We start from the raw sequence: 20,498 nt of genomic DNA, 5'->3' as shown, positions 1-20,498 counted from the left end.
CCGTGCCCGCCCCCACCCACAGACGATTTCACAGGCGTTTGGGACATGGGGGCAACCACAGGGGGATTGCCCCTACCAAGAATGAAACCGCCCTGCCTTAATAAGGAGGGGACAAGATTCCGATCTTTCGTCCCCCTTCTTAAGGGGGATTTAGGGGGATCGAGATATGTGCAACTTCACATTAAATTGGTATTACGCACGATGGCTAAAAACCCGGTTTCGGCCTCAATCTAAAAAATGTAATTAATTAATTAAGTAGATTAATGATAGATCATACTGATGAGAATTATGGGGAATTGCAACAACAGCAACAACAAATCCTTGCTAAAACCGCACTTTCTCTCTCCGAATCCGTCAATCTAGAAGATATTCTCAACACTACGGTAACGGAACTCAGAAACATTCTGCAATGCGATCGGGTAATTATCTTCCAATTTGCTCCAGACTGGAGCGGAAAGGTGTTGGTAGAGTCAGTTGGTTCAGAATGGACAGCAATCTTATCCACTCAGATACACGATCCTTGCGTGGGTGAAAACTATATCGAACCCTTCAAACAAGGCTTATTTACCTCTAAATCTGATATTTATACTGCCCCAATTGATACTTGTCACCGGGAATTCCTGACCACTTTTCAAGTTAGAGCTAACCTGGTTATTCCTATCCTTAAGGGAGAAGAACTTTGGGGATTATTGATTGCCCATCACTGTGCAGCACCTCGCGAATGGCAACCATCAGAAATTGAACTCATGCGACAGCTAGCAACTCAAGCTGGAATTGCCATTCAGCAAGCTGATTTATTTCCTCAAGTACAAACGGAACAGAGGGAGCGCCAACCAGCAGGAATTTCCCTACAGCAACTCCATACTGAACTCGAACAACCAGGCAGAGAACGGACACCCGAACTCACTGAAGTCAACGATAGCTTGCAACACTACATCACTCAAGTTGAAGACCTATATAATAAGGCTCCCTGTGGCTATCATTCCCTAGATGCAGCAGGAACAATAATTATGATTAATGATACGGAACTGAAGTGGTTAGGCTATTCCCGCGATGAAATTGTCCACAAGAAGAAATTTGTGGATTTAATTACAGTTGAAAGTAAAAATATTTTTTATCAAAACTTTCCCTTATTTAAAAAACAAGGATACATCGATAATTTAGAGTTTCAGATATTGAATAAAAATGGAGAACCCCTTTGGATTAACCTAAATGCTACAGCAATTTATGATGAAGCAGGTAACTTCATGATGAGTCGTTCTAGCGTATTTGATATCACAGATCGCAAACGTACAGAAGAAGCATTCCGCCAATATGAACGCATCGTCTTCAATACAACAGATGGGATTGTGTTGATGGATCGTAACTATATTTATCAAATAGTCAATCAAGCTTATTTGAATTGGTGCAACAAATCTGAAAGCGAAGTTATCGGAAATTCTGTTAGAAATATCCTGGATGCAGACGTGTTCGATAACATGATAAAACCTCGGTTAGACAGATGTTTGACGGGCGAAAAAATTCAGTATGAAAACTGGTTTGATTCTCCCAATTTAGTCAGGCAATTTTTGAGCGTTACTTATATACCTTTACGTGATGCAGGCGAAAATATTGTAGGGGTAATCGTCAGTCTGCGCGATCTGACTAAGCTTAAACAAGCCGAACAAATGCTGGAGCTTCAGGCTGTCATTACCCGCAACATGGCCGAAGGCATTTGTTTAGTAAGAACAGATAATGCAGTTATTGTCTATGCCAATCCTAAATTTGAGCAGATGTTTGGCTATGACTCTGGCGAACTCAACGGTCAGCACGTTTCAATTCTCAACTATGGCAGCGCATCGGTGAGTCCTGAAGATACAAATCAAGCCATTCGGTCTGCCGTTTTACAAAGGGGTGAATTTAGCTATGAAGTTCATAATGTCAAGAAAGATGGGACTCCATTTTGGTGTAGTGCGACTTGCTGTGTATTCAATCATTCAGACTATGGCGATGTTCTGGTGGCAGTTCATCAAGATATCACAGTAGCGAAGCACCTCGAAGAACTTCGACAAGAGGCGGCAGTAGCCTTACTACAGAAATCCCGAAAGGAAAATTTGCTATGGAGGATTACTCAAGGGATTCGCCAATCTTTGGATCTGGAGGCAGTTCTAAATACTGCTGTTACTGAAATCAGGCAGACATTACAAACGGATCGCGCTGCTATTTACCGCTTTAATCCTGATTGGAGTGGTGATTTTGTCGTGGAGTCAGTTGGTGAGGATTGGGTAAAACTGATAGGAAGCGATGTTCAAAAAAATTGTGCAGATACCTATCTGCAAGAAACTCACGGCGGTCGATTCCGCAATCATGAAAATTTTGTTATTAATAATATTTACAGCGCTGAACTTCAACCCTGTCATATCGAGCTAGTGGAACAATTCCAAGCAAAAAGTTATGCAGTCTTCCCGATATTTTTGAGAGAAAATCTCTGGGGTTTGTTAGCTATCTACCAAAATAAGGCACCTCGTCAATGGCAATCGTGGGAAATAGAATTAGTTGAACAGATTGCCAGCCAATTGTCGATCGCCATTCAGCAATCCAAGCTCTACCGACAACTTCACCTAGAACTGCAAGAACGTAAGCAAGCCGAAGCCACGATCCGAGAAGCCGAACGACGCTGGCGATCGCTTTTGGATAACGTGCAGTTGATTGTTGTCGGACTTGATATAGGGGGAAATGTCAATTACGTTAATCCTTTCTTCTTAAAACTCACAGGATATACTCACCCAGAAGTTCTCGGAAAAAATTGGTTTGAAAACTTCTTACCCCGTTCTATCCAACAATCGATTAAAGTTGTTTTTTCGGAAGTTTTAGCCTCTAACTATCATCTCTATTATCAAAATGCCATCTTGACTGAATCGGGTGAAGAACGGTTCATTGCGTGGAACAATACCATTCTGCAAGATTCAGAGGGAAACATCATTGGAATTATCAGCATTGGGGAAGATATTACTGATCGACAAAGGCTCGAACACATTAAAGATGAGTTCATTGGCATTGTCAGCCATGAACTTCGCACTCCTTTGACAGGAATTCAAATGTCATTAGGACTAATAAAAAGTGGGGTTTATGATAAAAAGCCCGAAAAATCTAGACGCATGATTGAAATTGCTCTCCTCGATACCAATCGTTTAGTGAACCTGGTTAATGATATTTTAGATTTGGAGCGCCTAGACTCCGGGCGGGCAATTGTGGAGAAAACTGTTTGCAAAGCTGCCGATTTGATGCAGCAAGCAGTAGATAGCATTCAGGCGATCGCTATTCAACAGCAGATCTCATTAATCGTTACCCCCACGGATGCAGAAGTCTGGGCAACAGGAGATGCGATCGTCCAAACCTTAACAAATTTGCTCAGTAATGCGATTAAATTCTCACCTGCCTATTCCACAATTCATCTGAGTGCCGAAAACCAGACAGACTTTGTGCTGTTCCAAGTTAGCGATCACGGGCGAGGCATTCCAGCCGATAAACTAGAACTCATTTTTGGGCGATTTCAGCAAGTCGATGCCTCCGACTCCCGTGAAAAAGGAGGCACCGGTTTAGGTTTACCCATCTGTCGCAGTATAGTTGAGCAGCATGGTGGCAAAATCTGGGCGGAAAGTATCTTAGGTGAAGGCAGCACATTTTGCTTTACCCTACCCTTACCCACCATTGAATAACGCTTAGATTAATCGGTAGCATCCATCCCAAATCCAAAATCTCCAATCCAAAATCCCATGACTGACAGACAAATTCTAGTTGTTGACGATGAAGAACACCTTCGGGAACTTGTGCAGGCCTGCTTAGAAGATTTAGGCGGATGGGAAACAGTGGCGGCAGGATCGGGAGAGGAATGTTTACAAATACTGCAAACAGAACAACCCAACGCTATTTTGCTGGATGTATCTATGCCGGGAATGGATGGGTTTGCTGTGTACGAGACCCTCCAGTCCGATCCGATTACCCGATCGATTCCAGTGATTCTGCTGACAGCGAAAGTTTTGCCCAGCGATCGGGCTAAATTTGCCAAGATGGCGGTAGCTGGGGTAATTGCCAAACCAATCCAACCCATCACCTTGACGGAAGAAGTAGCAGAGATTTTGGGATGGGAGGATTGACAATCAAGCATCCAGGATACAAGCCCCCGGATTCATTCCGAAAGCAGACTCAGGACGCAGAAATAAAAAACCTGTATCCGATGAAACTTGCCCCCCGAATTTATCCGTGGGGTGAATGCTTCAATCGAAAATCGAAAATCGAAAATCGATTGACTTTCACCATTTTTGTCAATTTTTGTAACAATAACGGAATCTTTACCAATTCCTTACCGTTGCTATTTACTCTCCTGCTATGCAGCTAACAGTTCTTGGCATTAGGAGGAGACTCAATGAATGCTTTTCAGGCTTTGAATGATATAAATCAGGATGTCGCAGGTTCATTTTCCCGTTTTCCCACTGGTTGTCAGCAATCCACACTTGGGATTGCTCATACAGAGGAAACACCGATCGCAGGTATTAGAATTCAAGAAAAGGATCTGACACTTATCCTTAAAGTTCACATTTATGACATTCATCTTGTCAAATTGAATCTCCAAATCACTCCAGAAACTGTTTTAATCCAAGGTCAACCTACCGAAGCGGCTGGAGTAGAAGGTTATTTCTTATATCTTGCACCATTCTCAATTAGCCTTTTAGGAACAGGCAAGATGCCTGTTCCACAAGAAAATCTACTCTTTGTGGAACGGGCATCTTGCCCGTTCTTGAGAATAATGCAAGATGTGAATTATTTCCTTCCTAGTGGATTTCAAATTCTCATCCCGTTGCCCCACCGCGTACATCCTGAAATCTATGGGACTGAAATACACTCGGATCGTTTAACAATTCAGCTTGCCAAAGAGTTGAGAGTTCCGCCCTCCCAAGTTCGGATTCAAGTCTCAAATACACATCTTTGAGCGATTCCTCAAAGATGTGTATTTGAGACCCAATTGACCACCGAAAAATTGATTTCTAATCAACCCAAATAAAATGAACACTTTGCAAATAGCTAATTATGATGGCAGTCTCCTGCCCGAAAGCAAGATGATAGGGAAACAAATTCTCATCGTTGATGACCAAGAACACCTCCGTGAACTGATACAGATGTGCCTGGAAGACCTCGCGGGATGGAATACCCTGGTGGCCGAATCAGGACAAGAATGTTTACAAATCCTACAAACAGAACGACCTAACGCTATTTTGCTGGATGTATCAATGCCGGGAATGGATGGGTTTGCTGTGTACGATCGTCTCCAATCCGATCCCATAACTCGATCGATTCCAGTGATTTTGCTGACAGCAAGAGTTTTGTCAAGTGATATGGCCAACTTTGCCAAAATGGGTGTTGCTGGGGTAATTCCCAAACCATTTGAAGCCACCAGCCTGCCGGGAAAAGTGGCAGAGATTTTGGGATGGGATGATTGACACTCCCCGGTAGGGCAGACGCAGGATTCTTAATAATTTACCTCTACATTCATAGAGTTGCTGCTTCAACCCAGCTTACAGCACTTGGCAACAAGAGAAAAATACACTTTCGTCGATAAAAAAGAGGTTTTTATGACAAGCTGTCCTTGCTGCACGAATCAAATGCTGCGTCACCTTCGCCACAGTCAAGTATACTGGTTTTGCCGTCAGTGTTGGCAAGAAATGCCTGTTTCCCCTCTTAACAGCTACGGTTCATCGCCCTCTATAAATTTAGTTACAGACTTAAGGATTAAGAAGCTACTTTCTTGAGAGGCGATAGTTTTAAGGTGAAATTCCATCGCACAGGCGTGACGCCCGTGCCACAATGGAGGCGGATGAATAAAAGGGATCTCGCACTTAGCGACTAAACCTCCTCAAAAATTGCGCCTCGCTGCTGTAGATTCACCTGCATCTCCTCATCGATTCCTGAATTATTCCCGAATCTGGCTGACTCGACATTCGCACCACTGAAATTAGTATTTGTTAAGTTCACTTCCAGCAGATTTGCGCCGCTCAAATTGGCACCGCTGAGGTTAGCTAAAGCCAGACTTGCTTTGTGCAAATCTGCACCGCTTAAATCAGCATTTCCTAAGAAAGCCCCACTCAAATCTGCACCGCCGAATTTGGCATTTTGCAGGTTGGCGTCGCTGAAATCGGCATCGTTTAAGGTTGCGCCCCGGAAATTTGCCCGATCGAGATTTGCGCTGCTAAAATCCACTGCACTTAAAGTCGTTCCGCGCAAGCTACCACCCGCGAAATCTAGTGCTGGGTTGAGATTGGCGATTTGGGCCAACTCTACAAAGTTGTCGGTTTCAGCGGAAATAATGCGATCGACCATTTCCTGCAATTCCGATTCAGCTTCCGGCACAATTTCCACTTCGCGCGGTTCAACCGGAGGCAAATTGTAGGAGAATAGCGCCCAACTGAGAGCAGGTTTGAGTTTATTTGCTTGCAGGTATATAGTCAGGATTCTTTCTAAAATCGAATGTTGATTTGGCGTGATTTCGTGCGGCCACAAACCCTCCGCATCTGTGAGATAAATATCTTCTTTAGCAACTTCAAAAGCCGCTGCCATCCGAAATTCTTTGGCAGCTAATTCTCCCAGCTTAGCACTTTTTAGCAAACCTTTTAATACTGATTTGCCCTGTTCTACTGCAAAAATCCAAGCTGGCGTTCTATCATCGCTGATTGTGGAAACGTGACAAAATATGCTCTCTGTTTCCTTAGTTTTTTCCGCCGTTTCCCCGCCCTGAACTCCCCGCTGACTTTCGGTTGCTAAATTTTCTGCACTGCTTTGAATGGCCAGGGTTTCTCCTATGGGCAAAAGCTTGAAAGAACCGACTAACTGACGTGATGCTACGGGTATTTCGCAGTTTTCTAGATATAGTTTAAGCGTCCCGCCTTGCAGACCAAATTTGACGCGACCACCTAGCAGGGGTTCCCAATGCTCGTTAAAATTCAGGCTCAAGTGAATGTCGAGCTGCTGGGTTTGGGGTGCAACCGATGGAACGGGAATTGCTTCTAATTGCATCCACAAGCAATCTGGGTATTTGTTGTGAGACTCTAGCGATCGCATATCGGGTAGAATTGCTGGCACTACCAGCCTGTAATTGATATTTAAATTAGTTTATGATCTCTATTTTATCACACCACCGCTTTTTTTTTTGTAAAATTGTAAATTTTGTTTAACTTCCTCCGCCCTTCATTGATTTTGCTGAATTTGGCTTTTTACCCAATTCCGAAATGCTTTTACTAATTCCAAATAGTCCATTGTTTCTGCTTGTTCCAAAAATCTGACAATCTCTAATATCGGTAAGCTGGGAAATGCTAAACTGATCTCGCTCTCAACATATTCTCCATTTTCTAATCTGTTGATTCTGAGTCGCAGTCCATTATAAATCCAAACTTCCGGCACTCCCAGATCCGCATAAACCTGCAAGGTATTTTCCGAACGGCTGGTAATATCAATTTCCACCACTAAATCCGGCGGCGGATCTTGAGTCAGGTCAATTCTTTTTTTGCCTTTAACTGCACTAATATTCTGGATGTAAAAACATTCATCAGGTTCTACACCGCTAAGTTCAGGACGTTTAAATGTGGTAGATCCAAGAGGTTCAATTCTCACCTCTAATTCTTCCGCTAAGGTTTCAACAAATCGACCCATTATTGTTTTGAAGCGTTCGTGTTCTGGAGAAGGTACCCTAATTTCCAGATTGCCGCGATTATATGTCAGTCGAATTTGCCGATCGCCGATTTCGGCAAGCAAATTTTCGTAGGTTTGCCAACTGATACCGGATAGCTGGACAATTTGTTCGGGTGGGGCGAGAGTTTTAGCGGTCATAGTGCTACTTTGGTGAAGAGTTCAATCGCACTTGTGCATTATATCATCAATCCGGGCGATGGCTACGCCCCGGCCCCGGCCTACGCACTCCTCACCTTCACTCACCCATCTGCGCCGGAAATACCGCAGATAAATCGAGAGACAAATCTGGGAAACCTGGAATTACCACAACCTCATTCGGCAAAACCACTCGTTTGACTCGATAATCGAAACCACCTCTTTGTTTTTGATAAGGTTCGCTGTGCATTTCCAGTTGAATATCTACCAAATTAAATATCCAATAATCAGAAATTCCCGATTCAGCATAGAGAGATAACTTGGTTCTCCTGTCGTATTTCAAAGTAGAATCGGAAACCTCAATTACCAACAAAATATCAGCAGGCTGCGGGTGAGAAGATAAATAATTATCAGAACGATTGCAAGCAATAACAACATCAGGCTCTGGTTCGCTATCAGCCGACAAAATAATCGGCTCTTGACCGCGCACGATCGCTCGTTCTTCCAGCAGTGGGTACAATTTTTTAAGCAATAGCGAGTTGCAAACAGAGTGAAACGTACCTTTAGCAGCCATAATGATAATTTCTCCGCGAATCAATTCAACTCGGTCATCGGGGGCGAAAAATCCCAGTTCTCCCAAACGGTGATATTCGGCGATCGAGAATCGTTTTGCAGTTACGGCAGTCATAGCTTTTCTTACCCTCTACAATTACCAACCTTTCCAATTCTACTCAAAAATCCCGCCCCGTGTCCTCAATTCAACCTTCAGGGCTTCCGAAATTCCCACACAACCAGAAAAGTTCGCATTTTTAACCACCGTATTTTTCAAATCAGCGCGGGTCAAATCAGCACCGTTTAAAATCGCACCACTCAAATTAACACCACTTAAATCAGCATTTTTGAAATCAGTATTTGTCAAATTTGCATTTACTAAAATCGCATTCGGTAAATAAGCACTGCTCAAATTAGCGTCGGTTAAATTTGCACCGCTCAAATTAGCCCTGGGCAGCTTTGTTCGCAAATCTGCACCGCTCAAATTGGCGCTGCTGAGTTCAGCATCCCGCAAATTAGCATTGCACAAATTAGCATCAATTAAAATAGCAGCGCTCAGCAAAGCACCGCTGAGATCCGCCAAAGTCAAATCTGCGCCTCGGAGGTTGGTTTCGCGCAAATCCGCACCGTTAAAATCAGCGTAGTGCAAGTCAAAACCGCTTAAATTAGCCCCAGCAAAATCCTCAATCGGATTCAAACCAACTGTTTCTGCAAGTTGTACAAAACTCTTATTTTTATCAATTAAAAACAGTTCCCGCACGATCGCCAATTGCTGCTGTCGGTACTCGTCGGCCTTCTCGTAATCTGCTAAATACTTGTAAGCAACCTTCAAATTCTTGAGAGCATTGCGCTCAATGCGATCGTCCTTGCTGGCGCGCGCGATCGACAACTGCTGGTGATAGCATTCGATCGCACCAGGCAAATCTCCCTTAGCATCGTAAGCTAGCGCCAAATTACCCAAAGTTTCCAACTCAGAGCGCCCGTCGCCAGTGTCCCGCGCGATCGCCAAACGCTGTTGCTGGTAATCAATAGCACCAGAAAAATCCTCAAGAGCACAGCAAGCATTGCCCAGATTTCCCAAAGCATTTGCCTCACCCCGGCGATCGCCAATTTCCCGCGCTAACACCAAATGTTGCTGGTAGCAGTCGATCGCCTGAGCATAATTTCCCAGCGCTTCGTAAGCTACGCCCATATTACCCAGCGCCGCACCCGATCGGCGCTTATCGTCCATTGAGCGATACAGCCCCAGCGCTTCCTGCCAAGAACCGAGCGCCGCCTCAAATTGACGCGCCTGATATTGCGAAATCCCCTGCTTGATTAGCTCGCTAGCTTGTTCGCTCATACTGTCAAAATTAGTTAATAACTAAAGTTGATATTAATCGACTCAAAGCGGTAATTGCTAATCGGTAATCAGTAATCGAGAATCGGTATAGCCCATCCCCCTCTCCCCCAGGGCGGTTTCATTTTCTTGTAGGGGCAAACCCCCCGTGGTTGCCCCTTTTGGGTTTGGGGCAGGCACTCTTAGCACTGCCCCTACAGAAAACCTCCTTTTGATCTGAGAATGAAACAGCCCTGCCCTCTCCCCCATCCGTATTTTCACGTCCGTGAAAAAAAAAGACAAAAAAAAGAGAGAGCTACCTAAGTAACTCTCTCTGCCATCAGGGTGCATCTACATAACACAATATAACACGACCGGGATGAGGGGTGTTACCCCCAAACGTGAAGATGTTGTAAAGAAATGTAGATTAATTATAAAGTTACGATCCCGCGAGAATGGCGAGATCAGGAAAAACCGATCGCCCGCCGCTGTATCCGCTACACGATCCCCTTAACGACTTGCTTAGCCTGGGGCGTTAAGCTTCGCCGTCAGCAGCTCATTGGTCAGTTTGGGATCGGCTCGGCCGCCCGTTTCCTTCATCACCTTGCCGACAAAAAAGCCCAGCAGCTTAGTTTTACCGGCTCGGTACTGTTCGAGCTCCTTGGGATTGGCGGCTAACACGGCATCGATCGCCCGATCGATCGCCCCAGTATCCGAAATTTGAATCAAACCCTTGCTCTCAACGAACTTCTGAGGCGAACCACCGTTTGCCAGCAACTCCGGCAAAATATCCTTAGCAATTTTGCCACTGATCGTGCCGGCCTCAATTAACCCCAGCAGTTCGGCTAAATCCTGCGGTTGGAAAGGAATTTCTGCGATCGCCAGCTTTTCATTTTTCAGATAAGCAGTAATATCGCCCATCACCCAATTGGCAGCTTGTTTAGCCACAGCACCGGCGGCGATCGATTTTTCAAAATACTCCGCCACCGCTTTGTCGTCAGTCAGCACCCGCGCGTCGTAGGGAGAAAGACCGAGCTCTGTTTCGTAGCGATTGCGCTTCATTGCCGGCAATTCCGGCAGTTGAGCTTGCCAATCCTGCAATTGCTCGGCTGAAACTTTGATCGGAGGTAAATCCGGTTCCGGGAAATACCGGTAATCGCTCGCACCTTCCTTAATCCGCATACTGAAAGTACACTGCTTGTTTTCATCCCAAAGCCGGGTTTCTTGGATGATGGTTTCGCCATTTTCCACAGCTTGAATTTGCCGCTCGATCTCGTAATCGATCGCCCGTTCGATGGCATTAAAAGAGTTCATATTTTTAATTTCCACCTTCGTGCCGAACTCTTTTTGGCCAACCGGGCGCACCGAAATATTCACGTCGCACCGGAGCGAACCTTCCTGCATATTCCCGTCGCCAACACCGATGTAGCGCACGATCCGGCGCAATTCTTGACCGTATTCGGCAGCTTCCGCGCCCGATCGCAAATCCGGTTCCGAAACAATTTCGATTAGAGGCACACCGGCGCGGTTGTAATCTACCATTGAATAAGTAGAACCGCTCAACCGATCGCTGCCGCCGTGAACCAATTTTCCGGCATCTTCCTCCATGTGCAAGCGAGTGATCCCGATTTTTTTTATAGTAGAATTTCCCGTCTCATCCACGAGTTCAATTTCTAGCCAACCGTTAGTAGCGATCGGCAAATCGAACTGAGAAATTTGATAATTTTTCGGCAAATCGGGATAGAAATATTGCTTGCGGTCAAACTTACTGTAAGGTGCGATGGAGCAGTTGAGAGCCAGCCCTGCTTTCACGGCATACTCCAGAACTTTTTGATTTAATACTGGCAACACTCCCGGCATTCCCATACAAATTGGGTCAATGTTAGTATTTGGGGCATTGCCAAATTCTGTAGAAGAACTGGAGAAAATTTTAGTATTCGTACTCAATTGACAATGAGTTTCGAGACCGATAATGGCTTCGTACTGAGTTTGGTTTTTTATCGAAGAGGGTACAGCAGCAGTCATAAGCGATTTAAAAGACTGAATAACTTTAGATTTTATTTTAGCTTTTTATTGACCAAAGTGATGGGAGATTATTTGTAGGTAGGGGCGGTTTCATTGGTGTCAACCAGCCCGTCCAACCCTCAGTCCGACAGGGGGTTAAAGCCCTGCCCGACTTTGAGAAAGCGTGTTTAGTTGAGACAAATGGGGCTCTGCATAGGCAACGCCCTGCTACAGATTGGCGATCGACCCCAGCCCGCAGCCACGCCGAGATCCTTTTGATCGCCCCCAAACAACAACTCTATGCAAAAATATAGTTAGGGTCAGCTCCTGCCCGCACCCTTCCCTTACCCAGGAGAATTTTAGATCGATCCACCACAATTGCCGATCAATCTGCACCCCAGATCCTTTTACTGGCAATCTTTAATAACGCCGCCCGCCTCCAACGATCGGGCTCCACGCACAGACTAAAAATTAAAAATGTATAATTTAACAGGAAATTCTATATTTTTAATTTTTAAGCTTTAATTTTGAATTCTCAAAGTAACACTGGCCTAAGTGTCAAAACTATGCGTGAAATTCCAGTTAAAAGTGCCACACTGTTTCAGAACAGCATCACTGAGGTAGAGCCGGCGGAATCAGCCCTCGAACTCGCTTGGAACGAACTCGAAAAACAAACAGCAGAAACCATTGCTCACATTGCCAACGCGGGCTCAGCAAATACACAGGAACTCAGCGACCGCTTGGCCGAGGCAAAGCAACTCCGGCAGCAACTTCAAACTCAAATAAAAAAAGCCAACTCGCGGCGGGAATTTCATCTAGAAAACTCACCAATGGCAGTGGTAGAGTGGGACAGCGAATTTCGGGTAGTGCGGTGGTCGCCAATGGCAGAACAAATATTTGGCTGGAGTGCAGCAGAAGTAATGGGCAAATACTGGCACGAATGGTCAATAGTTCATCAAGAAGACTTCGAGCAAGTGTGCGCCGTCACAAATCAACTGTTACACAACAGAGAGCCCCGCAATGTTTGCCACAACCGCAACTATACCAAAGATGGCTCGGTAATTTACTGCGAATGGTACAATTCTGCCCTAATCGATGAATCGGGAAGATTAGTTTCAATTCTATCTTTTGCCAGAGACATAACCGATTTCCACCGCACTCAAGAAGAACTGCATCGGCGCGAACAAGCTTTCAGCACCCTAGCGGAAAATGCGACCGATATTATCGCTCGGTTCGATCGCAAACTACGCCACATTTACATCAACCACGCAGTAGAATCAGCAACCGGAAAACCCCCCGCAGAATTGATTGGCAAAAGCAACAGAGAATCAGGAATGCCACCACACTTGTGCGACCTGTGGGATGAGGCTTTTATGAAAGTTTTGGGTAGCGGCAAACAAGAAACCATAGAATTTGAGTTTCCCACTCCCGATGGCATAAAACATTACCACTGTCGAGTCATTCCCGAATTTGCTGAAGACAATTCAGTAGAAACAGTTTTATCCATCTCCCGCGACATCACAGAACTAAAACAAGTCGAAGATCAGTTGCGACAAAGCGAATCCAAATTTAAAGCCATAGTTGATTCTAACATGATCGGTCTAATTTTTTGGGATCTTAACGGCAGCATTACAGATGCCAACGCCGCTTTTTTAAACACCGTCAACTATACGCGGGAGGAGCTGCTTGCCGGAAGAGTTAACTGGCAAGAAATGACACCGCCCGAATACGTGCGTTTAGATACAGAAAAAGTGGCAGAACTGAAGGCTAGAAATACGGTTCTTCCCTTTGAAAAAGAATTTATACGCTCCGATGGTAGCCGCGTTCCCGTGCTGCTGGGCAGCACATTTTTAGAAGGAACGAAGCAGTTAGGCGTCAGTTTTGTGCTGGACTTAAGCGAGCGCAAGCAGGCAGAATTGGAGTTGCAAAAACACCAGCAACTTTTAGAGAGTATTGTTACAACTATACCTAACTTTCTATACATTTACGATGCAGTTGACAGCAAAAATATGTATGCAAATGAATCGGTCACAGCCATGCTGGGATACACTCCCCAAGAATTGCGAGATTTGGGTAAAGACGCTGTAGCTAACTTAGTTCATCCCGATGATATTTTAAAGCTAATTACAGGTATGGAGCGACTCAAACACAGCAGGAATCCCTATGAAACGGATGACAGAGACTACAGAATCAAACACAAAAATGGGGAATGGCGCTGGGTACACGATCGCTCTAAAATTTTCAAAAGAACCCCAGACGGACAAATTTTACAATTTATCGGTTCCGTACTCGACATCAGCGATCGCAAACAAGCCGAAGAATCATTAAAACAGCAAAAAGAACTGCTGCAAACTATATTCGACAACGTGCCAGTCATGCTCGCATTCTTGGACAAAAACAGTCAAATAAACTGGGTAAACCGCCACTGGGAAGAAGTGCTAGGCTGGAGTTTGGCAGAAATCACAAACCGGGATATCTTGGCCGAATTTTATCTGCAGCCAGAAGACCGTCAATATGTTTGGGATGAAATTGAAGCAGCAAATCCGAACTGGAGCGACTTCAAGACAAAAGTTAGAGACGGGCGAATTATCGACACTTCTTGGGCCAATGTTCGTCTTTCGGACGGCAGGTGTATCAGCATTGGTCAAGATATTACCGAACGCAAACGAGTAGAAGCTGAACTTAAAGAACTCAACGAAACTTTAGAAGCTCAAGTCGCGCAGCGTACCGCAGAATTAGAAACTTTTTTTGATGCTTTGCCCGATCACATTTTTGTGGTAGAGCGCGAGAACATGTGCCTGTCTTTTGTCAACCAATCTGTGGCCAAAACTGCTGGATTAAATAGCAGAAAAGAGATGCAGGGCAAAACTATTTTTGAATGTTTCGCCCCAGAAATAGCCGCAAAATTCTCTAGGGAAAATTCGCAGGTATTTGAAACAGGGGAAACTCTGCACTTGCAGGATAAATTTGTGATATCTGGCGACACTACTTACTACGATACTTTTAAAATTCCCCTGAGAAATATCGAGGGCGAGGTTTATGCTTTAATTGGGACTTCTCGCGATATCACTGAGTTGGTAGAGACAAAACAAGCTTTGTCAGAACGGACAGAGCAATTAGAAGCTGCCAATCAAGAATTAGAATCTTTTTCTTACTCAGTTTCCCACGACTTGCGCGCACCTTTGCGACACATTTCAGGTTTTGTAGAAGCCTTGAAACAGCGGCTAGAATTAACGGAGGCTTTGAGCGATCGCAAAATAGTTCACTATATGGAAGTAATTGAAGACAGTAGCCAAAAAATGAGCCTGTTGATTGACGGTTTGCTCGCCCTGTCGCGGGTGACTCGCACCGAGTTGAGGCAAATTCCGATCGATCTGAGCCGTTTGGTACAAAATGCGATTAAATTGACTAAACCACCAACCGTCGCAGATCCGGCCCAAACTCCCCACAGCGTTGAATTTGCCGTCGGAGATTTGCCGACAGTAATGGGAGATCCAACCTTGCTGCAACAGGTGTTCAGCAACTTGATTAGCAACGCCGTCAAGTTCAGCCGCGGACGCACTCCGGCTACAATAGTTATTGAGGGTTTACCTGATGGGACGATTTTTGTCAAGGATAACGGCGTGGGTTTTCCGATGGAATATGCCGATCGCCTGTTTGGAGCCTTTCAGAGGCTGCACTCCCAGAGAGAATTTGAAGGTACGGGCATCGGTTTGGCGATCGTCCAGCGGATTATTCACCGCCACGGCGGCACTGTTTGGGCTGAAAGCCTACCTAGTCAAGGAGCCACGTTTTACTTTAAACTAGCGCAAACAATCTCAAACGGTAATATAGATTCGTAAGTTAAGTGTATAAGAGTTTTAAATTCTAAATTTAAAACTCTTATACACTTAAATAAGTCACAATCGGTGAGAGCATCAGAATTTTGGTGTGACAGCAGTGTTCACTGTTAGGCATGGAAGCGAAAGCTCTAGGCCGGGCTGTGCAAGATGTTCGTACTCCTAAAAAATGCTCTTTTAAAAATTGGGATGATCCCCAATCGGTTCGGTCAGCCCTCGACTGGCAGTGCTAAATAAAGGTCTTGCGAGTAGAGTATATAATTGATTTTGCTAAAAATAACTAAAAATATCGAGATAAAATTAACCACCAAATTCCGTCTAAATAATTACTAGCAAAAACACGAATAACCAATTGAAAACCTACCCAATACCTTATGTTAGATATAAATCAGACTAACTATCTACTAAAAATGGTAGCGGAATCAACATTAAACTTGTTGATTATCGAAGACATGGCAGAAGATATGGAATTAATAGTGCTCGCCTTAGAAGCGGGGGGGGTAAATTTTAAGTGCGAGACGGCAGAAACAGCAACAGAGTGCAGAAAACTGCTCCAGAATTGCAAGTACGATGCTGTACTCTCAGATTACCGCCTCCCCGGCTTCAACGGTTTAGAAGTGTTGAAATTAATGCAGGAATTAGGGCAAGACATACCCTTAATTTTAGTAACGGGAAGTTTGGGAGAAGAAGCTGCCGTTGAGTGCATAAAAGCCGGAATGACCGATTATGTATTAAAAGGGCGGCTGTTTAGGTTGCCAACAGTCTTAGAACGATCGCTCCAAGAATACAAAATGCGGCGCCAGCAACAAGAAGCGATCGTCCAAATTCAGCGGCAAGCTCAGCGAGAAGCGATCGTCAACCGCATCCTCCAAGCCATGCGCTTCACCCTTGTACTCGACGAAGTGCTCCAAACCACTGCAGATCAACTGCACGAAGCTCTAGACATCAGCGCCTGCGCCATCTTGCAGCCAGATGCTGAAGGCGGCATCAGAGTTCGCTACATCAGCAAAGCATCCGACAGAGAAGGGTTTGTCGGGCTAAATTGCAAAGTGGCCGAGCACTACCGATCCGGGCTCGCGGCTGGGGAAACCCTGATTATCGACGAATTATCCACCCTGTGCCCGTCCCTGCAAGAATCAGCAGGGTTGGTAGGGTTTCGCTCCGTCGCGATCGCCCCGCTGCTCTACCAGCAGTCATTTTTGGGAGGAATTAGCCTCTATCAGTGCGATCGGGCGCGCTGTTGGAGCGCAGAAGAACTGTCACTACTCAAAGCCATAGCCGATCAGTGCGCGATCGCGATCCACCAAGCCGAACTCTACCAACAAGCCCAAACCGAACTTGCAGAACGCAAGCGCGCCGAAGCAGAAGTCTGCGGCATCCAGCAGCAGCTAGCCACAATGGCAGCCAACATTCCCGGCTCAGTCTACCGCACCGTGCTGCATCCAGATGGCAAAATCTCCATGCCCTACATCAGTCCGGGCGTGCGCGAGGTTACTGGGTTCGCGGCCGAAGAAGTGATTTCCCACCCGGAACTATTGACCGAAATCATCCATCCAGAGGACAAAAGCTCGTCTGACAGTGGCGTAGCAGCATCGAGAGCGAGTCTTTTGCCGTGCGATCGCCAGTACCGCATCGTTCTGAGATCTGGGGAGGTCAAGTGGGTGCAAGACAGCGCTAAATTTTCCAAAAACGAAAACGGCGACGTAATTATAGACGGAGTAGCGCTCGACATCAGCGATCGCAAACAAGCAGAATCAGCCCTGCGCCAAAGCGAACAGCGATTTCGATCGCTGATTGAAAACGCCACAGACATCACGATCATTCTCGACGCCGAAGGAATCTTCCGCTACATCAGCCCTTCGGTTAAGCGAATTTTAGGATACCCGCCCCACCAGGCGATCGGGCGCAGCGCCTTAGAAATAGTTCACCCCGACGACTGCGCCACGATCACCGAAACCCTCCACAAAGCCATTGAAAACCCCAAAAGAAGCCAGTGCCCAGTTGAGTACCGAGTCCGCCACCGCAACGGTTCCTGGTGTTATGTAGAAGCTGTAGCCACCAACTTGCTGTACGATCCCGCAGTCGAGGGAATCGTGATTAACTGTCACGACATCACTCAGCGCAAACTCGCCGAAGAACAACTGCTGCACGATGCTTTTCACGACGCCCTCACCGGATTGCCCAATCGATCGCTATTTACCGATCGGCTCGAACACGCTCTGAGGCTGGCCAAACGGCGCAAAGACTACTTGTTTGCCGTGCTGTTTCTCGATTTAGATAGATTTAAAGTAGTCAACGATTCCCTCGGCCACGCTATCGGGGATCAACTGCTAGTATCGATCGCGCGGCGTCTGGAAGCTTGTCTGAGGCCCGGAGATACAGTGGCCCGCCTCGGAGGAGACGAGTTTGTGCTGTTGCTAGAAGACATCGAGGGCATCAATGAAGCTACCACCATTGTCAACCGCCTGCAAAAGAAAATCACCTCCCCTCTCCTTCTAGACGGACACGAAGTATTTATCACCGCCAGCATCGGCATAGCTTTGAGTTCTGGCGAATACCTGGAACCGACAACCCTACTGCGCGACGCCGACACAGCAATGTACCGCGCCAAAGAACTCGGCAGAGCCCGACACGAAGTTTTCAACAGTTCCATGCACGCCCACGCTTTGCGCCTGTTGCAGCTAGAAAACGACCTGCGGCGGGCGATCGAATCAATTAGAGACCAGGCGAAAGAAGAAGACTTGGCCCCATCCCCAGAATCAGCCTTACCTCCCTTATCCGCAGCGCCCCAGTTTATTATTCACTACCAGCCGATCGTGTCGATCGCCAATAACACAATTACCTGTTTTGAGGCCCTAGTGCGCTGGCAGCATCCAGAACGAGGCTTAGTTTCCCCCGGTGAATTCATCACCATTGCCGAAGAAACCGGCTTGATCGTACCCCTGGGCCGCTGGGTACTCCGCACAGCTTGCCACCAAATCCGCCAGTGGCAGCAGCTATTTCCCAGCAACCCCCCCTTAAGCGTTAGCGTCAACATTTCTGTCAAACAGTTTTCTCAGCCAGATTTAATCGAATACATCGACCAAGTTCTTCAAGAAACTAACCTCGACGGCAGCAGTTTAAAACTAGAAATTACCGAAAGCGTACTCATAGAAAATTCCGAATCAGTAACAGCAATGCTGGTGCAGCTCAGAACCAGAAACATACACTTGTGCATTGACGACTTCGGCACCGGCTATTCCTCGCTCTCCTACCTGCACCGCTTCCCCACCAATACCTTAAAAATAGACCGCTCTTTTGTTAGCAGGATGGGAGGTGAGTTCGATTTCAGTAAAGGAGGCATTGATCCGACAGAAATTGTGCGGTCGATCGTTACTTTGTCCCACAATTTAGGCATGGATGTAGTAGCCGAAGGAGTCGAAGAAGCCTCGCAACTATCTATACTTAAAGGGTTAAAATGTGAGTACGCCCAGGGATTCTTTTTCTCAAAGGCAGTAGACTCTCAAACAGCAGCAGCCCTAATCCGACAGCAAGCAGAAAATCAGAATTTGCTGACATTTAGTTTGTTAGAGAAAGGCCAGTGAACTACCCACACTAAATCGAAACGATTATAGTGTGGGCTTCTAACATCACAGAGGAATGCCTCAGAACAGACTTGCGTCCAATCTTTGGTCTTACTTCCCCTCCGTTAGCAAAAACGGCTGTTCCATCCGTCTGTAGTATCCTGATGCCTTCGGATCTAATGTTTGTTGCGGCGTTACCATCACGGTCATGACGAGTACCGCAATTAGGACAAGTCCACTCCCTAATATCAAGCGGTAACTTATCAATCTGGTAATAGCAATTAGAGCAGAGCTTGGAGCTGGGGAACCAGCGGTCAATTTCAACCAACTTGCCACCTTTTTTCTCTAGCTTGTAAGCTAGGAAATTGATAAAGGTTCCCCATCCCACATCAGATATGGCTTTAGCTAAATTGTGATTGCGTACCATGCCTTTGACATTAAGATTCTCTACTACGACAACTTGGTTTTCATTGACGAGCTTTCTCGAAAGCTTATGTAGAAAATCCTGACGGGATTTACTTACCCGTTCGTACACTTTAGCTACCGTCTTTTTAGCTTGGTTCCTTGAATTACTTCCTTTCTGTTTTTTAGCTAGCTTTTGTTGCTTGCGTTTGAGGTTTTTCTCGTGTTTGGCTAGATGCTTAGGGTTATCATACTTAGAGACTTTGCAGCCATTGCTCGTAATAGCAAAATGAGTCAATCCCAAGTCAATTCCAATTACTTTGCCGACCGTTGAAACAGTCGGATTGTCGCCTTCACTCTCCGTCAATATTGAGGCAAAGTATTTCCCAGAAGGATTTAAACTAACCGTTACGGTTTTGATTGTTCCTTCTATGTTCCTGTGCAACTTGGCTTTAACTTTGCCGACCTTGCCCGGAAACTGAATAAACCCATCAAGTACCTTGACATTTTGAGGATACTGAATCGATTGCTTACCATGCTTTGACTTGTAGCGCGGGAACCTACCACGACCTGCAAAAAAGTTTTTATAGGCGGTTGTGAGGTTGAGCGTTGTTGCTTGCAAAACTTGGCTGTAACATTCAGACAACCAAAGTCTTTCTTCGGTTTTCTTGAGTTTTGGTAAAAAGGCATTGAGTGCTGACTGACCAAGGCTTTTACCCGTTTCTTTATAAGTCTCAATTGACTTATTTAGACCATAGTTCCACCACCATCTGGCACAGCCAAAGTGCCCAGACAGTAGGGCTTGTTGCTCTAATGTTGGATAAAGTCGAACCTTGATAGCAGTATGCAGCATCTCATTGCCTCCTTACTGTATTATAAACATTTCAGTAACAATACTTCGGACAGTTTTTAAGCAGCGAGAGTACCATAGGATAGGACTGACGGAAGGTTAGGGTGATTTAAAAT

The 20,498-nt window shown here is 45.6% G+C and carries 12 protein-coding genes; 6 read left to right on the top strand and 6 right to left on the bottom strand.

Translation table 11 applies throughout. From position 1 onward, the window contains the following. Positions 1-263 precede the first annotated feature (263 nt). From QT990_RS32660 to QT990_RS32645, 4 genes are all read left to right on the top strand, one after another. Positions 264-3,698, top strand: coding sequence for a PAS domain S-box protein (locus QT990_RS32660; protein WP_333466244.1), 3,435 nt, complete (start codon positions 264-266; stop codon positions 3,696-3,698). A 57-nt stretch (positions 3,699-3,755) separates the two neighbouring features. Next, the gene (locus tag QT990_RS32655; protein ID WP_333147040.1) at positions 3,756-4,136 is read left to right on the top strand and encodes a response regulator; all 381 of its coding nucleotides are present in this window, start codon (positions 3,756-3,758) and stop codon (positions 4,134-4,136) included. A 269-nt stretch (positions 4,137-4,405) separates the two neighbouring features. Beyond that, positions 4,406-4,969 carry a hypothetical protein gene (locus tag QT990_RS32650; RefSeq protein ID WP_333147038.1) on the top strand — a complete coding sequence of 188 codons (564 nt, stop codon included), beginning with the start codon at positions 4,406-4,408 and terminating at the stop codon, positions 4,967-4,969. A gap of 127 nt (positions 4,970-5,096) precedes the next feature. After that, positions 5,097-5,477, top strand: coding sequence for a response regulator (locus tag QT990_RS32645; protein WP_333318350.1), 381 nt, complete (start codon positions 5,097-5,099; stop codon positions 5,475-5,477). Between the two features lie 403 nt (positions 5,478-5,880). Here QT990_RS32645 and QT990_RS32640 read toward each other — a convergent pair whose 3' ends face one another. From QT990_RS32640 to gatB, 5 genes are all read right to left on the bottom strand, one after another. Further along, positions 5,881-7,113, bottom strand: a complete 1,233-nt coding sequence (locus QT990_RS32640) for a pentapeptide repeat-containing protein (RefSeq protein ID WP_333466243.1) — start codon at positions 7,111-7,113, stop codon at positions 5,881-5,883. A gap of 105 nt (positions 7,114-7,218) precedes the next feature. Next, entirely contained in the window at positions 7,219-7,857 is a 639-nt protein-coding gene (locus QT990_RS32635; RefSeq protein WP_333466242.1) for a Uma2 family endonuclease, read from the bottom strand. A gap of 97 nt (positions 7,858-7,954) precedes the next feature. After that, on the bottom strand, positions 7,955-8,542 hold the full coding sequence (locus QT990_RS32630) for a Uma2 family endonuclease (RefSeq protein ID WP_333466241.1): 588 nt from the start codon (positions 8,540-8,542) through the stop codon (positions 7,955-7,957). A 39-nt stretch (positions 8,543-8,581) separates the two neighbouring features. Further along, the gene (locus QT990_RS32625; protein WP_333147029.1) at positions 8,582-9,748 is read right to left on the bottom strand and encodes a pentapeptide repeat-containing protein; all 1,167 of its coding nucleotides are present in this window, start codon (positions 9,746-9,748) and stop codon (positions 8,582-8,584) included. Positions 9,749-10,246: 498 nt separating this feature from the next. Continuing rightward, on the bottom strand, positions 10,247-11,749 hold the full coding sequence (gatB, locus tag QT990_RS32620; protein WP_333466240.1) for an Asp-tRNA(Asn)/Glu-tRNA(Gln) amidotransferase subunit GatB: 1,503 nt from the start codon (positions 11,747-11,749) through the stop codon (positions 10,247-10,249). 545 nt (positions 11,750-12,294) lie between these two features. Between gatB and QT990_RS32615 the strand changes: the two genes are divergently transcribed. Both QT990_RS32615 and QT990_RS32610 read left to right on the top strand, forming a co-directional pair. Then, positions 12,295-15,570, top strand: a complete 3,276-nt coding sequence (locus tag QT990_RS32615) for a PAS domain S-box protein (protein ID WP_333147025.1) — start codon at positions 12,295-12,297, stop codon at positions 15,568-15,570. 371 nt (positions 15,571-15,941) lie between these two features. Then, a complete protein-coding gene (locus QT990_RS32610; protein ID WP_333466239.1) occupies positions 15,942-19,151 on the top strand; it encodes an EAL domain-containing protein in 3,210 nt (1,069 codons plus the stop codon). 10 nt (positions 19,152-19,161) lie between these two features. Here the strand turns inward: QT990_RS32610 and QT990_RS32605 are convergent, their stop codons facing one another. Next, positions 19,162-20,385 (bottom strand): RNA-guided endonuclease TnpB family protein, encoded by a 1,224-nt coding sequence (locus QT990_RS32605; RefSeq protein WP_333147021.1) that lies wholly within the window; start codon positions 20,383-20,385, stop codon positions 19,162-19,164. Positions 20,386-20,498 lie beyond the last annotated feature (113 nt).

It is taken from the genome of Microcoleus sp. T3_B1, assembly GCF_036700445.1.
In the GTDB taxonomy this organism is placed as follows: domain Bacteria; phylum Cyanobacteriota; class Cyanobacteriia; order Cyanobacteriales; family Microcoleaceae; genus Microcoleus.
This window is presented reverse-complemented; position numbering and strand designations above follow the sequence as displayed.